This window comes from Acinetobacter sp. 479375 (genome assembly GCF_000581715.1).
GTDB classification, from domain to species: domain Bacteria; phylum Pseudomonadota; class Gammaproteobacteria; order Pseudomonadales; family Moraxellaceae; genus Acinetobacter; species Acinetobacter ursingii.
On record NZ_JEZN01000036.1, the window covers coordinates 1 to 13493 of the forward strand.

The following is a 13493-nucleotide window of genomic DNA, read 5'->3' on the forward strand; positions in this document are numbered from 1 at the left end:
CCTTTCCATTTCGTTTAAGCAAACCAAACACAATCACTTTTCCAGCAGCACCTCTTCCCCGTTTTCCCTTGCGTGTGCCACCGAAATAACTTTCATCCAGTTCAATTTCACCATCAAACACTTCGAGGGCTTCCAGCCCTAAATGATAGGCGATTATCTTACGAGTTTTGGTATAAAAGAGAGCAGCAGAATTAGGGTGAATCCCTAGTAAATCTGCTGCTGATCTGGCTGTCACTTCAAGCACAAAAAACTCGAGTAGTTTAAGTTGTATTTTCTTGCTGAATTTACAATTGGTTAGCTTCATTTTCATAGATTAAAACAACGCTAATCTAGTACAGCCCCAAAAATAATTTCCAGTATTGTTTGCTTTTAATCACTTCCATGAGCGATAAGTGCCGTAAAACTATTCTAGTGAATAATTCAGTTAATCTCCCTGAATGTGTAACCGACTGCACCCTATGTTCCGTGACTTGCTCAGGATGTGTCTTCGCTTGTCTGAGTGAAGATGATATAAACATGATGCGTGAGTGCGTTACGCTGTATTGATTGTGCGGATATCTACAATCTGTGCGCTAAAGCGATACAAAGAAAATCAGCTTTGAGTCAGGAAATTTGTTTGATTTGTACCAAAGCCTGTAATTATTGTGCGGATGAATGTGGTCAATATAAAGCAAAGCATGGTCAGGACTGTGCAAAAGCGTGTCGGAAATATACTGAAGCCTGTAGAAAAATGGTTGCTTAAAATAGTGTTGGCGATATTTAGTTTTAAGCTTATAGAACAAACATTTTAAACCCTGATCTCTGATAATTATCTTGGGTTTATCTGCTATATTTTTTTAGATAAAATTTACTGACAAAAAAAGCACCCCGAAAGGTGCTTTCTTTATATCTTAGATAAGTATTTAAACCGCCGCAGCATCTGTGACTGGAATTTTACCAATCTTAGCTTGCCAGATTTTAGGTGCAATCGCGTGAATGGATGTACCATTAACATCAACAGCCACTGAAACAGGCATGTCTTCTACCACAAATTTGTAGATTGCTTCCATTCCCAAATCTGCAAATGCAACCACTTCAGCTTCACGCACCGCTTTAGACACCAGATAAGCTGCACCACCGACTGCCATGAGGTAAGTCGCTTTATTGTCCTTAATAGCTTCAATCGCCGTTGGGCCACGATCCGCTTTACCAATCATGCCGAACAGGCCAGTGTGTTCAAGTACTTTACGGGTGAACTTATCCATACGGGTTGCGGTTGTCGGACCAGCAGGGCCAACCACTTCATCGCCTACTGGATCAACTGGACCCACGTAATAGATAAATTTACCTTTAAGATCAACAGGTAATTCTTCGCCGTTGTCGATCATATCGACCATACGTTTATGTGCTGCATCACGACCTGTATACATGGTGCCACTGAGCAATAAGGTATCACCCGGCTGCCATGAGTTCATTTCTTCCTGAGTAATGGTATCTAAATTCACACGTTTAGATTTAGATGAATCCCATGTTACGGCAGGATAGTCTTCAAGTTTTGGTGCCTGAATATGAGCAACACCAGAACCATCCAGTTGGAAATGTGCATGACGAGTCGCCGCACAGTTTGGAATCATACCGACAGGTTTACCCGCAGCATGGCAAGGATAATCCTTGATTTTAATATCCAGTACTGTGGTTAAACCACCAAGACCTTGCGCGCCGATTCCGAGTGCATTGACTTTCTCAAAGATCTCGATACGAAGTTCTTCCATCTTGCTTTGAGGGCCGCGACGAAGCAATTCGTCCATGTTGATTTCTTCCATCAATGCTTCTTTGGCAAGCATCATCGCTTTTTCAGCAGTACCGCCAATCCCCATCCCGAGCATGCCCGGTGGACACCAGCCTGCACCCATGGTTGGAACAGTTTTCAGTACCCAATCCACAATCGAATCAGATGGATTTAACATCGCAAGTTTAGATTTATTTTCTGAACCGCCACCTTTGGCTGCAACAGTAATATCTACTTTATTACCCGGAACGAGTTTATAGTGGATCACCGCAGGGGTGTTGTCTTTGGTATTTTTACGACCAAAAGCAGGATCAGCTAAAACAGAAGCACGAAGTACATTAGAGTTCTCTAAATAACCCTGACGTACACCTTCATTAATGGCATCATCCAAGCTCATGCTAAGATCAAATTTAACGTCTAAACCCACTTCAAGGAAAACGTTGACGATCCCCGTATCCTGACAGATTGGGCGATGACCCTCTGCGCACATACGCGAGTTAATCAGGATCTGTGCAATCGCGTCTTTAGCAGCTTGGTTTTCTTCACGATCATAGGCACGACTCATGGCTTGAATAAAGTCTTGCGGGTGATAGTAAGAAATGAATTGAAGGGCATCCTTGACCGAAGTGATCAAGTCATCTTGTTTGATAATTGTGGTCATATCAAAAATCTCTTGAGCGGGCAGTTAGCTAGCGGCAAAGATTATATGACAAAATGACACTGCTGTGGGCGGTTTTGCCGAGATTTTGGTCGAAGGTCTAAGCTTTTAAAATCAGATTAAAATACCCATCAAAATGATGAAAAAAAAGTGAAAATAAATGAATAATGAGCGTTTAGCCCAAAAAATCATTCAAATTTATCAAAAATATGGACGCGACTGGACAGAGCTTCGCGGTGATTATCTCTATGAAAAAGTTTGGCTAGATCGTTTTTTGGCATTATTACCATCTAATGATGCAAGCGTATTGGATTTGGGTTGTGGTTCAGGTCAACCGATTGCAGCGTATTTCATAGAAAATGGCTGTCAGGTGACAGGGGTAGATCGCTCAGAGGTGATGTTGGAAATAGCGCGGGAATCTTTTCCTGAACAGACATGGATCAATGCCGATATGCGACATTTTCGTTTTGATCAACAGTTTGATGGCATTTTGGCATGGGATAGTTTTTTCCATCTCACTCCAGATGATCAACGTGAAATGTTTGCACAATTTTCAGCGCATGCAAAGCGCGGAGCCGCCCTGATGTTTACCAGTGGGCCGAGTCATGGTGAGGCGATTGGAGAGATGTTTGGAGAGCCTTTGTATCATGCCAGTTTGGATGCCGAAGAATACCGCGCATTATTGACTCAATATGGTTTTGATGTGGTTAAAATGGTTGCAGAAGATGCTGAATGCACAGGGCATACCGTTTGGCTGGTAAAAAAAATGAATCATATTCCATGATGAATTAATGACCTTGTAGGCAAATATTGCATCCATAAAAATATAGTTTTATCTACATTACAAAATGAAAAACTATGTCCTAAAAATAGTCATATTCTTTACAGGGTTGTCGGCATAAGATGAGAATGATTTCTATCACAAAGATCAAAAAGGAATAAAAATGACCAGTGAAGCCATTCGTGATCCAAAGCAAGATCATCTATTAACACCTCAAAATTCAGCTTTTATTTGTATCGATTATCAACCAGTACAAGTTAACTCGATTGCTTCGATGGATCGTCAACTTTTAATCAATAATATTGTCGGCAGTGCCAAAGCTGCGATTGTTTATGGCTTACCGATTATTCATTCAACGGTAAATGTCAAAACAGGTTTAAACAAACCACCGATTCCTCAGTTACGTAAAGTGTTGGCAGATTATCCAACTTATGACCGTACTTCTATTAACTCTTGGGAAGATGTCGAGTTTAAAGAAGCTGTCAAGGCTACGGGTCGTAAAAAACTGATTATGACTGCGCTTTGGACAGAAGCTTGTTTAACCTTTCCAGCACTCGATGCGCTACAGGAAGGCTACGAAGTCTATGTGGTTGCTGATGCAGTAGGTGGAACCTCATTGGCTGCTCACGCGGCTGCATTACGCCGTATTGAACAGGCGGGCGGTAAATTAATTAGTGTGGCACAATTATTCTGTGAATTACAACGTGACTGGCAGCGTAAAGAAACAGTGCCTGATTTTATCAAATTATTCATTGAAACTGGCGGTACAGCAGGTATCCAGTTCTCTTATGATGCCAGTGAATAAAGATCAATTAAACTAAATTCATAATTTGGTTTTCATAAAAAAAGTCCCTGATATTTCAAGGGACTTTTCTATGGAATTATCAATTAAGATACTTTAGTTGCTGCTTTTTACTTCAACCTGTTGCTCCGCCTGAATGGCGGTGAGTGCAATGGTAAACACAATATCATCGACCAACGCGCCGCGAGACAAATCATTCACAGGTTTATTCAAGCCTTGTAACATTGGGCCAACACTAACTACATTGGCAGAACGTTGAACTGCTTTATAAGTGGTATTGCCTGTATTCAAATCAGGGAAAATAAAGACATTGGCTCGACCTGCCACTTGGGAGTCTGGTGCTTTTTGACGGCCAACACTTTCGACCGAGGCTGCATCATATTGTAATGGGCCATCGATCAATAGATCTGGGCGACGCTGTTTGGCGATTTGAGTCGCTTCGACCACTTTCTCAACATCTGCACCTGTGCCAGAAGTGCCTGTTGAATAACTGATCATGGCAATACGTGGTTCAATCCCAAAGGCTTTCGCTGAGTCCGCAGACTGAATTGCGATTTCAGCCAATTGTTGTGCATCGGGATCAGGATTAATCGCGCAGTCACCGTACACATAGACTTCATCGGGTAACAGCATAAAGAAAATGGATGAAACCAGTGAATATTCGGGCGCAGTTTTAATCAACTGAAATGCAGGACGAACAGTGTTGGCTGTGGTGTGAATGGCACCTGAAACCAAACCATCGACTTGATCCAATGCCAGCATCATCGTGCCAAGAACCACTGTATCTTGAAGTTGCTCTTTGGCTTGTAATTCGTTTAGTTTGCCTTTGCGTAGTTCGACCATTGGTGTGACATATTGGTCTCGAATGGTATCTGGATCAATAATTTCCAGATCATCTGGAAGCTCAATGCCACGCGCTTTAGCGACATCGATTACAGATTCGGGTTTGGCTAGTAAGATACAATGCGCCAATCCACGTTCTTGGCAAATAGCCGCGGCTTGGACAGTACGAGGTTCATCACCTTCAGGGAGTACAATGCGTTTTTTGGCAGCAATCGATTTTTGCACTAATTCATGACGAAAGGCCGAAGGGGATAAGCGAGGTCTGAGGTTACCATTGACTTGGGTCTTGAGCCATTCGGTATCGATATGACTCGAAACGAAACGAGTGACTTGTTCGGCACGTTCGGTATCATCAACTGGAATTTCATTACCAAAATCTGCCAGACGTTGTGCGGTTTCCAGTGTGTTGAGTTGGGTATGTAAAATAGGTAAGCCGCGTTTAATCGCGTGTTGGCAAAAATCCAGAATTTGGGTGGCTGGCGCTGTGCGTTCGGTCAGCACCAGACCTGCCAAAGGAATTCCATTGCTGGTTGCCAGACTACTTGCCAAAAGGACATCTGTACGTTCGGAAGCACTGATAATCAATTCACCCGCGACAAATTTATTGAGTTCATATTCAATGCTTGAAGCAATTAAACTTGAATGCAAAATGCGTCGTTGCTTGGCTTCACCCAAATGAACCCACTCACCATCAATCACCGAAGCAATATCTAATGTACGTGGCACACTTAAGGTATTACTAAAAGGCACCATCCCGATAATCGGCAGTTCTTTGGTACCCAAATGACGATTGTATTTTTGTAGTTCCAGACTAAATTTTTCAATTTCAGCACTCAGGCGCAGCGAAGGGTCGATGGTGAGTGGAATTTGAGCTGATTCTTCAGGCAAACCTCGTGTACGCATAAAGAGTACGCCAGCGGTGCGATTTGAATTGACACCACCAAACTGACGTAAATGTGATTCGATTCTTTCCGCGGTTTTTCGTGGATTTTGAATATCTGCGGTACTAACCAAAATCACTTTGGCATCAAGTGCTTGTGCAAGCGCTGCATTGAGTTCACTGGCAAAATGATCTTGTCCGTTGGGCAGTAAACCTTCAACAATAATTACATCCTGCTGAGCCGCAATCGTACGATGCAGGCTAACGGCTTCTTCAAGTAAGTCATCCATTTCGCCTGCTGAAATATATTGCAGCAGCTTTTCGTGAGAAATTGACTGGACAGTATCACGTTGAAATAAATGATGAAAGAGAGATGTAGTGCGATCAAACTGATTCTGATTTTCCTGAGAAAATGGTTTTAAAAACCCAGCTTTAATGCCGTTGCAATCCAGCGCATACACCATCCCCAAACAGGCTGAGGTTAAACCAACGCCTTCAGCGGTTGGAATCATTAAAATTGTATTCATAATGACCTTAAATAAAATTATATTTTTAACATTTGTATTTGGCTTATTGAGAGGACTGATCTCTCAATAAGCTCTGCACGATTAGCCAATCACAACATCAAGCTTTTTTGCCTGTTGCACCACTTGCTCAGTTTCTTTGGCAATACGTCCTTCTTCATCTGTAGGAATCACCCAGATTTGTGGTCCTTGACCTACATCAATCCGGCCCTCTGTACCACGTTGTAGTGTATTGTTTTGATCTTTATCTAGTTTAAAACCAAAATGAGGTAGATATGTCATGGTTTTTTCACGGATATAGGCTGAATTTTCCCCAATCCCACCTGTAAAAATCAGACCATCGATTTTGGGTAAACCGCAGCTTAAACCAGCTAATGACTTGGCTAAACGGTAACTGAATACTTCAATGGCAAGTCTTGCATCTTCGTTGCCATTTTCTGAGGCTTCGATCAATGTGCGCATGTCATTAGATAAATTATCAGATAAACCTAACAACCCACTTTCTTTGTTGAGCATTTTATCAATCTTGTCGATATCCCAACCCAAGTTGTTGGCAATAAAACTATGAATACTTGGATCAACATCGCCACTACGGGTTCCCATCACAATACCTTCAAGCGGCGTTAATCCCATTGATGTATCAATACTTTCACCATTCCATACCGCACAGGTCGAGCTACCGTTGCCTAAATGTGCTGTTAACCAGCCGCCTTGTCGGAATTGTCCAGACAGTTCACTGGCGCGATCAGATACATACGCATGGCTTGTACCATGAAAGCCATAACGGCGGACATTGTGTTCCGTGTAAAAGAATTTCGGCAAGGCATAGCGATAAGCATGTTCGGGCATAGTTTGATGAAATGCGGTATCGAATACAGCCACTTGGGGTAATTCGGGAAATAAACGCATAGTGGCATCAATACCAACCAAATGTGCAGGGTTATGTAAGGGTGCTAATGGCGTTGCAGCAACAATACGTTCAATAATTTCTGGGGTGAGTAATTCCGCTTTGGTTAATGTACCACCATGTACCACACGATGTCCTATTGCCTGCGGCTTATAGTTGGCTAAGCGTGCCAACAATGTTTCAAGTGCTTTTTCATGGTCGGCGTGTGGAATGGATAATTCAAGGGGCTCACCGCCGACCGTAATCCCTTTAATACGAGCTTCTGCTGTGCCTAGATTTTCAGCCAAACCGTAAATACGGTTTTCACGACGATCTGAAACCAAAGCATATTTGATAGAGGAAGAACCACAGTTAATCACTAAAACGGATGTAGACACGGTATTGCACCCAAAATATTTTAAATTGTTTCCTTAATATATTGATTTTCAAATCTGATTTTGTCAGTCCGAATATCAATATGACATGTTGTAACATGTGTCTTTTTTCTGTCCAAGCTAGACTTTAGCCGATTAGACTTAAGCACTATCGAACAATCTTTAATTTATCGTTAGCATTCATGGGTTAAAACCAACGAATAACCAACCTAAACGAATTTTCTTTTAAACCCAATATAACGTTGAACCGCTATTTTTTATAGTTTGATCATGTTGCAATTTATTTAATAAAAATGTTTCTATTTTTAAAAAATAACTTCATGATTCAATGCTGAATCATTTTCTGGCTCTGTCGCCTGAACGACAAAACCAGAAGACATATTATTTTATTGACGAATTTGACCGTCACCAAATACGATCCATTTTTGTGAGGTTAAACCTTCTAAACCCACAGGACCGCGCGCATGGATTTTATCGGTCGAGATGCCAATTTCGGCACCTAAACCATATTCAAAACCATCGGCAAAACGTGTAGAAGCATTAATCATCACAGAGCTTGAATCTACTTCGGCCAAAAACTTGCGAACTAAGGAATAATTTTCAGTAATGATTGCATCGGTATGGTGAGAGCCATATTTGTTAATATGTTGAATCGCTTCATCAATACCCGATACCACTTTAATCGCAAGGATGGGCGCTAGATATTCGGTATACCAGTCTTCTTCAGTGGCGACTTTGACGCTTTCACCGAGGATACGACGAGTTTGGTCACAACCTCGAAGCTCGACATGTTTTTCAGCATACAGTTCAGCAATACGCGGTAAAAACTCTTCTGCGATATTTTCATCGACCAACAACGTTTCCATGGCATTACATACACCATAACGATGAGTCTTGGCATTAAGCGCAATTGGGAGAGCTTTATGTAGATCAGCTTCAGCTTCTACAAAAACATGACAATTGCCATCTAAATGTTTAATAACAGGAATACGTGCTTCAAGGGTGATTCGTTCTATCAGACCTTTACCGCCACGTGGAATAATCACATCGACATATTCACTCATGGTAATCAGTTGACCGACTGCGGCACGATCAGAGGTTGCAATCACTTGAACGGCATGCTCAGGTAAGCCCACTTTTTTAAGTCCATACTGAATGGCTTCGGCGATGGCTTTATTGGACTCAAGCGCTTCTGAGCCGCCACGTAAAATAATGGCATTGCCAGATTTTAGCGCTAAGGATGCTGCTTCAAGTGTGACATTTGGCCGTGATTCATAAATCATGCCGACAACGCCTAAAGGCACACGCATCTTACCGAGTTGAATACCCGTAGGGCGATATGACATATCAGTAATTTCACCGATCGGATCTTTAAGTGCGATTACATCTTTTAAGCCTTGTAACATGCCTTTAAAGCGTGAGGGGTTAAGTTCTAAACGATCAAGTAGAGCACTATCCAGATTGTTTTCGTGCGCTTTTTGCATGTCAATCGCATTCGCCGCTAAAATTTGCGGTTGACGATCTTCTAGCGCAGTAAAAATGGCTGAAAGCGCATTGTTTTTCGTTAAGGTCGATGCGCTGGCCAGCAAGCGGGAAGCCTGACGCGCATTTTGACCTACTGTTTGCATATAGTGTTCAATTGAATCGTGCATAGCAGTCTTTGATCGGTTAAAAATCCATAAAGGTACATTGCATAGTAACAGGCTATGACCAGATTGGTATAGTCATCATGATGCGGTAAAGATGAGCTAATGCGTGATTTTGTAGAAAACTGTGAAATTGTTACGCGACTTTAAATATTTTGAAACTTGAAAAAGATCGAAACTAGATGAGTGGTTATAGAAAGAGTTGCTTAAAAAAGTCACATCTGTATAGAATGAAACAATAAGGCTATTGACGTTATACAAAAAAATTGAGTAAGGATGCATAGCCATTGTGTCGCATGGAACGGAGCCTGCATAGATAAAAAACAACGCAGGCAGGAGGCAGGAAATGAATTCCATTATCCAGATGGACGCGGATCTTCACCAAGCGGGTTCACCTTTTGGTTTTTTTGATCTTTATCATAAAGATATTTTTAAGCAATCTGCTCGTGAAACATGGATTGATGGCTGGAAAGTCGAATTCATGGCCATGGCTGATGTGCGTACAATTCATCAGACTCCCATTGTAATTGTGGGCGGGGCATTTCAAAATTTCAACTCTTATAAATATTGTGTTGAACAACTGTTTGCTTGCGGACCTGTCATTTTAATTGATTTACCTTCAATGGGTGCGAATCAGCAGATTACCAACCGTGATACAGGTGTTTCTGCGGGAACGCTTGAATTATCGGATTTATCCAGAATGCTTGGTGTATGGTTGGATATTGTGGGTATTTCCAAAGTCTCTATGATGGGCATGTCATTAGGCTCAGTGGTTGCTTCTTCATTTGCGCACCAACGTCCTGAACTGGTTGACCGTATGGTCCTAATGGGAGTGATGCAAAAGACCCGTAAAAGCTGGCGCATGATCTTGGAAGAGTCGCTGAAGTTGATGCAAGAAGATCGGATGGAAGAATTTGGTCAAGCCGTGATTTTGTATCTGGTGAATCATGCCAAACTTGACAAGACTCGAATGTCACCTACAGCAAAGCGTTTATTCTTCCGTCAAATGGCTGAATTTACCAAGACTGAGCGTTTGCGTTATGAGATCAACTGTAATCGGCTATTGCGTTTAAAAGATGTGCCGATTCCACAGTGCAAAACGCTGGTTGCCGCTGGACAGTATGATAGTTTCACTTTGCCTTTTGAAAATGCCAATTTTGCTTTGCAATGCCCTGATATGCAGTTTGCCTTGATCGCCAATGCGGACCATGTGCCGCAGCTTCAACGCCGTAAAGAAACCATGCATTTGTTTGCAACCTATTTAAATGGTGAGTCGATTCAGGGTTTGGATGGCATTATTCCGATGACCCGTGAACAAATCAAACATATGGATCGTCGCGGTGAAGAGCGTATAGAAGTCATGCAACCACATACGCAATTGACCCATCGTTATTTGCCTGAGCAGTTCAAAGTAATGATTAGTGATTTAAGTTTCTTTGGTGTACTTTTACAACTGAATCAGCCGAATGAAGCGAATGGTGTCGAAAGTTATCCACGAGATTTGGCTCTTCATTTAGAAGATGAAGAAGGTATGTTTAGTATCGAATGTCTGATTTTTCAGGTGGAGTCATCTGGAGTAAGGGCGATCTTTAAGCATGGTAGTTTTGCGGTTGCAGATCGTTTGCTGCGCTATGTGGCGCGGCAAAAAGAACATCAACTTCAGTACGCTGAGGTGGTGTAACGCGAATAGAGATATCTGAGAAGCCGTATCTTGCCGCGTTATTTGGGGATAAAAAACAGCATCTTTGATGCTGTTTTTTATTGTGTAAACTTTGCTTTATATATCGATTCTAAGTGTGCTTCTTATTGATAGCATGAATCGTCCAAACCAGATCGCCTAAGTGTTCCTGATTATTCTGCCGTTGTACGGTATTTGAATCAAAATAATCTTTTGGTTGTGTCACTTTTACCTGATCAAAACCATTTTCCATAAAAAAAGTTTCAACATCGGCTGGGGGAGTAAAATGAAAGCTAAAGGCGCTGCGAGACATCCATTTGAGAAGTTTGCTGCTACTCCAGATAATATTTGCCAACTTGTTTTTGACTGGTTCAGGGTACAAGTCGGTGAGATAGTGTAATTCTTTAAATGGCTGACCATATTCAGCAATCGACTGAATTAATTGAGCTAACAACGGTTTATCAAAATAATTAATCAGCCCTTCACTGATCACCACGAGAGGAAGTGAGGGGTCAAATAAGTCAAATGCTTGTTTAAATTCTGCGGTAAATAAATCAACAGACAGCATGTCGGGTGCATTGGCTTCAATCTGTTGCAATGCAGCTTGTTTGGTTTGTGCCATGTCTGGTAAATCTAGTTCACGGTAAGTTATCTCTGGATAATGTTGTCTAAACCACCAACCTCGCGGTGAAAGACCACTGGCGATTTCCAAAAACTGTAACTGAGGATGTTGCTCAATGAGCGTTTTAAGTTGATCATCCAATAAGGTATGTCGTTGTTTGAGAGTACTTCGCATACTGCCACCGACATATTTCTCTGCCCAACTTTCCAGTGGGTGAACCAGTGCAGCTAAAGACTTGCCCTTTTTGGTAGCAAATACTTGATGTGAGATCCCCATTTGATACCAGATATAACCTGTGTAGTGAGCGGTAAAAGAGATATGTCGATGTTTTGAAAGCGGTTGGGTCATATTCCTGAGCCTGTTATTTTATTTATCATCCATGCGTAATTTTAGACATCATGAATATACCCATATATTCATGATGTAAAAGCGACTTTATTATAACCTTCAATGCCTTAAAAGCTATCTTTGAATTTTTCGATCTGCGCTTTATGAGATTGCCACACATCTCCTAATTCAAGCGTACTGCCAATCTTTAATTCAGGAATCTTGCCTCGCATACGTTCCAAGCGTTCTTGATGTGGTAAAGCTAGATGTTCAATCGAATCGAGTGCCAAACAAGCCGATGAGCGGTCATTACACACCAGTCCCATGTCACAGCCTGCGGAAAGTGCCGCCTGTAAACGTGCATCAGCTCCACCCGCAACACAAGCTGCTTGCATGCTCAGGTCATCTGAAAATAACACGCCATCAAAACCTAACTGCTTACGCAAAATTTCTTGAACCCAAAATGGTGAAAAACCAGCAGGGTTAGGATCGACCTGTTCATAAATCACATGGGCCGGCATGAGTGCATCCAGTTGTGGCATCAATTGGATAAACGTCTGCATGTCTTTTTGATAGATTTCATCGTAACTACGATGGTCAATCGCTGCGGCAACATGCGAGTCTGCCTGCACAGAGCCATGACCGGGAAAATGTTTGCCCGTATTTGCCATACCTGCTTGTTGCATACCTTTCATAAAGGCTGATGCTAATGGCACGATATCCTGTGGATTTTTGGCAAAACCACGATCGCCAATCACATCACTTAGGTCATTGATATCCAAAACGGGTGCAAAGCTAAAATCAATACCAACCGCTAAAACCTCAGTTGCCATGAGCCAGCCACATTGCTCAGCCAATTGAATCGCTTGTTCTGGTTGGTGTTGATATAACTCACCAAAACGTCCCATTGCAGGCAATAAGGTGAATCCGGTTTTTAAACGCTGGACACGTCCGCCTTCCTGATCGACAGCAATTAAAATATCTGGGCGGATTTGGCGCATGTGATCTGTTAATGCACGCACTTGTTGTGGCGATTCAATATTTCGTGCAAATAAAATCATGCCACCGACTTGCGGAGCGCGTAAGAGTTCAATATCTTCTTGTGTAAGTTCTGTGCCAGCAATGTCTAGCATCAAAGCGCCGATCATAAAGGTTGCTCGTCTAATTTTTGGATAAAACAATAGCGGAATTTTGCAATGATTTGCTACATTCTGCCAGCATAGAATATGATAAAACTACACGACATACACAAATTAAGTTGGTTAAGATGTTGAATCTGTGACATTCGGGGTCGATGGCACAGCGGGTAATATTGGAAAATCCAAGGAAGTATTAAAAATTTATGAAACTTCAAACGATAGCTTGTGCAGTTGCAGTCGCGACTGGTGGATTGTTCTTCACACATGCGATAAACGAAGCAATTGCGGCAACTGATACTGCACCTGCGGCCATCTCTCAAACCATTCAACCGACTCAGGAACAAGCACTGGTTTCTCGCCAGTTAGCGACATTGGTCGACCGTCAGCATTATTTAAATATGCGTCTGGATGCCAATACTTCCAATCGTATTTTAGATATGTATCTGGATAGTCTGGATCCTGATCATTCATTATTTTTGGCTTCTGAAGTACAGGACTATAAAACAAAATATGGCTCGACTTTTGGCGCGGCGCTGAAAGCAGG

11 protein-coding genes and 1 pseudogene are annotated in these 13493 nt (G+C 42.0%); 5 read left to right on the forward strand and 7 right to left on the reverse strand.

The genetic code is table 11. The features are described from left to right. Positions 1-304 (reverse strand): transposase (locus J500_RS15815; RefSeq protein WP_034698237.1); only part of this gene is annotated, 304 nt, incomplete at its 3' end. A 219-nt stretch (positions 305-523) separates the two neighbouring features. On the opposite strand from J500_RS15815, the gene J500_RS17915 reads away from it, so the two are divergent. Next, positions 524-742, forward strand: coding sequence for a hypothetical protein (locus J500_RS17915; protein WP_373866482.1), 219 nt, complete (start codon positions 524-526; stop codon positions 740-742). Positions 743-902: 160 nt separating this feature from the next. Here the strand turns inward: J500_RS17915 and J500_RS15820 are convergent, their stop codons facing one another. Continuing rightward, positions 903-2429 carry a fumarate hydratase gene (locus tag J500_RS15820; protein ID WP_004994883.1) on the reverse strand — a complete coding sequence of 509 codons (1527 nt, stop codon included), beginning with the start codon at positions 2427-2429 and terminating at the stop codon, positions 903-905. Positions 2430-2586: 157 nt separating this feature from the next. Here J500_RS15820 and J500_RS15825 point away from each other — a divergent pair, with 157 nt between their 5' ends. Next, a complete protein-coding gene (locus J500_RS15825; protein WP_004994881.1) occupies positions 2587-3210 on the forward strand; it encodes a class I SAM-dependent methyltransferase in 624 nt (207 codons plus the stop codon). Between the two features lie 160 nt (positions 3211-3370). After that, the gene (locus tag J500_RS15830; RefSeq protein ID WP_004994878.1) at positions 3371-4012 is read left to right on the forward strand and encodes a hydrolase; all 642 of its coding nucleotides are present in this window, start codon (positions 3371-3373) and stop codon (positions 4010-4012) included. Positions 4013-4105: 93 nt separating this feature from the next. Here J500_RS15830 and pta read toward each other — a convergent pair whose 3' ends face one another. The 3 genes from pta to J500_RS15845 all read right to left on the reverse strand — a co-directional run bounded on the left by pta (position 4106) and on the right by J500_RS15845 (position 9189). Beyond that, a complete protein-coding gene (pta, locus tag J500_RS15835; RefSeq protein ID WP_004994876.1) occupies positions 4106-6259 on the reverse strand; it encodes a phosphate acetyltransferase in 2154 nt (717 codons plus the stop codon). A gap of 81 nt (positions 6260-6340) precedes the next feature. Continuing rightward, positions 6341-7540 (reverse strand): acetate/propionate family kinase, encoded by a 1200-nt coding sequence (locus J500_RS15840; RefSeq protein WP_004994875.1) that lies wholly within the window; start codon positions 7538-7540, stop codon positions 6341-6343. A 383-nt stretch (positions 7541-7923) separates the two neighbouring features. After that, a complete protein-coding gene (locus J500_RS15845; protein ID WP_004994872.1) occupies positions 7924-9189 on the reverse strand; it encodes a glutamate-5-semialdehyde dehydrogenase in 1266 nt (421 codons plus the stop codon). Positions 9190-9529: 340 nt separating this feature from the next. Here J500_RS15845 and J500_RS15850 point away from each other — a divergent pair, with 340 nt between their 5' ends. After that, positions 9530-10864, forward strand: coding sequence for an alpha/beta fold hydrolase (locus tag J500_RS15850; RefSeq protein WP_004994870.1), 1335 nt, complete (start codon positions 9530-9532; stop codon positions 10862-10864). A gap of 109 nt (positions 10865-10973) precedes the next feature. Here J500_RS15850 and J500_RS15855 read toward each other — a convergent pair whose 3' ends face one another. Beyond that, positions 10974-11831 (reverse strand): class I SAM-dependent methyltransferase, encoded by an 858-nt coding sequence (locus J500_RS15855; RefSeq protein WP_034700534.1) that lies wholly within the window; start codon positions 11829-11831, stop codon positions 10974-10976. Positions 11832-11938: 107 nt separating this feature from the next. Further along, a complete protein-coding gene (gene nagZ, locus J500_RS15860) occupies positions 11939-12958 on the reverse strand; it encodes a beta-N-acetylhexosaminidase (RefSeq protein ID WP_004994867.1) in 1020 nt (339 codons plus the stop codon). Between the two features lie 194 nt (positions 12959-13152). Between nagZ and J500_RS15865 the strand changes: the two are divergent. Next, a pseudogene (locus J500_RS15865) lies at positions 13153-13493 on the forward strand (tail-specific protease); the annotation flags it as partial.

Coding starts and splice junctions, on each gene's coding strand:
- J500_RS15820 (WP_004994883.1), bottom strand. CDS start 2,429: ATGACCACAATTATCAAACAAGATGACTTGATCACTTCGGTCAAGGAT.
- J500_RS15825 (WP_004994881.1), top strand. CDS start 2,587: ATGAATAATGAGCGTTTAGCCCAAAAAATCATTCAAATTTATCAAAAA.
- J500_RS15830 (WP_004994878.1), top strand. CDS start 3,371: ATGACCAGTGAAGCCATTCGTGATCCAAAGCAAGATCATCTATTAACA.
- pta (WP_004994876.1), bottom strand. CDS start 6,259: ATGAATACAATTTTAATGATTCCAACCGCTGAAGGCGTTGGTTTAACC.
- J500_RS15845 (WP_004994872.1), bottom strand. CDS start 9,189: ATGCACGATTCAATTGAACACTATATGCAAACAGTAGGTCAAAATGCG.
- J500_RS15850 (WP_004994870.1), top strand. CDS start 9,530: ATGAATTCCATTATCCAGATGGACGCGGATCTTCACCAAGCGGGTTCA.
- J500_RS15855 (WP_034700534.1), bottom strand. CDS start 11,831: ATGACCCAACCGCTTTCAAAACATCGACATATCTCTTTTACCGCTCAC.
- nagZ (WP_004994867.1), bottom strand. CDS start 12,958: ATGATCGGCGCTTTGATGCTAGACATTGCTGGCACAGAACTTACACAA.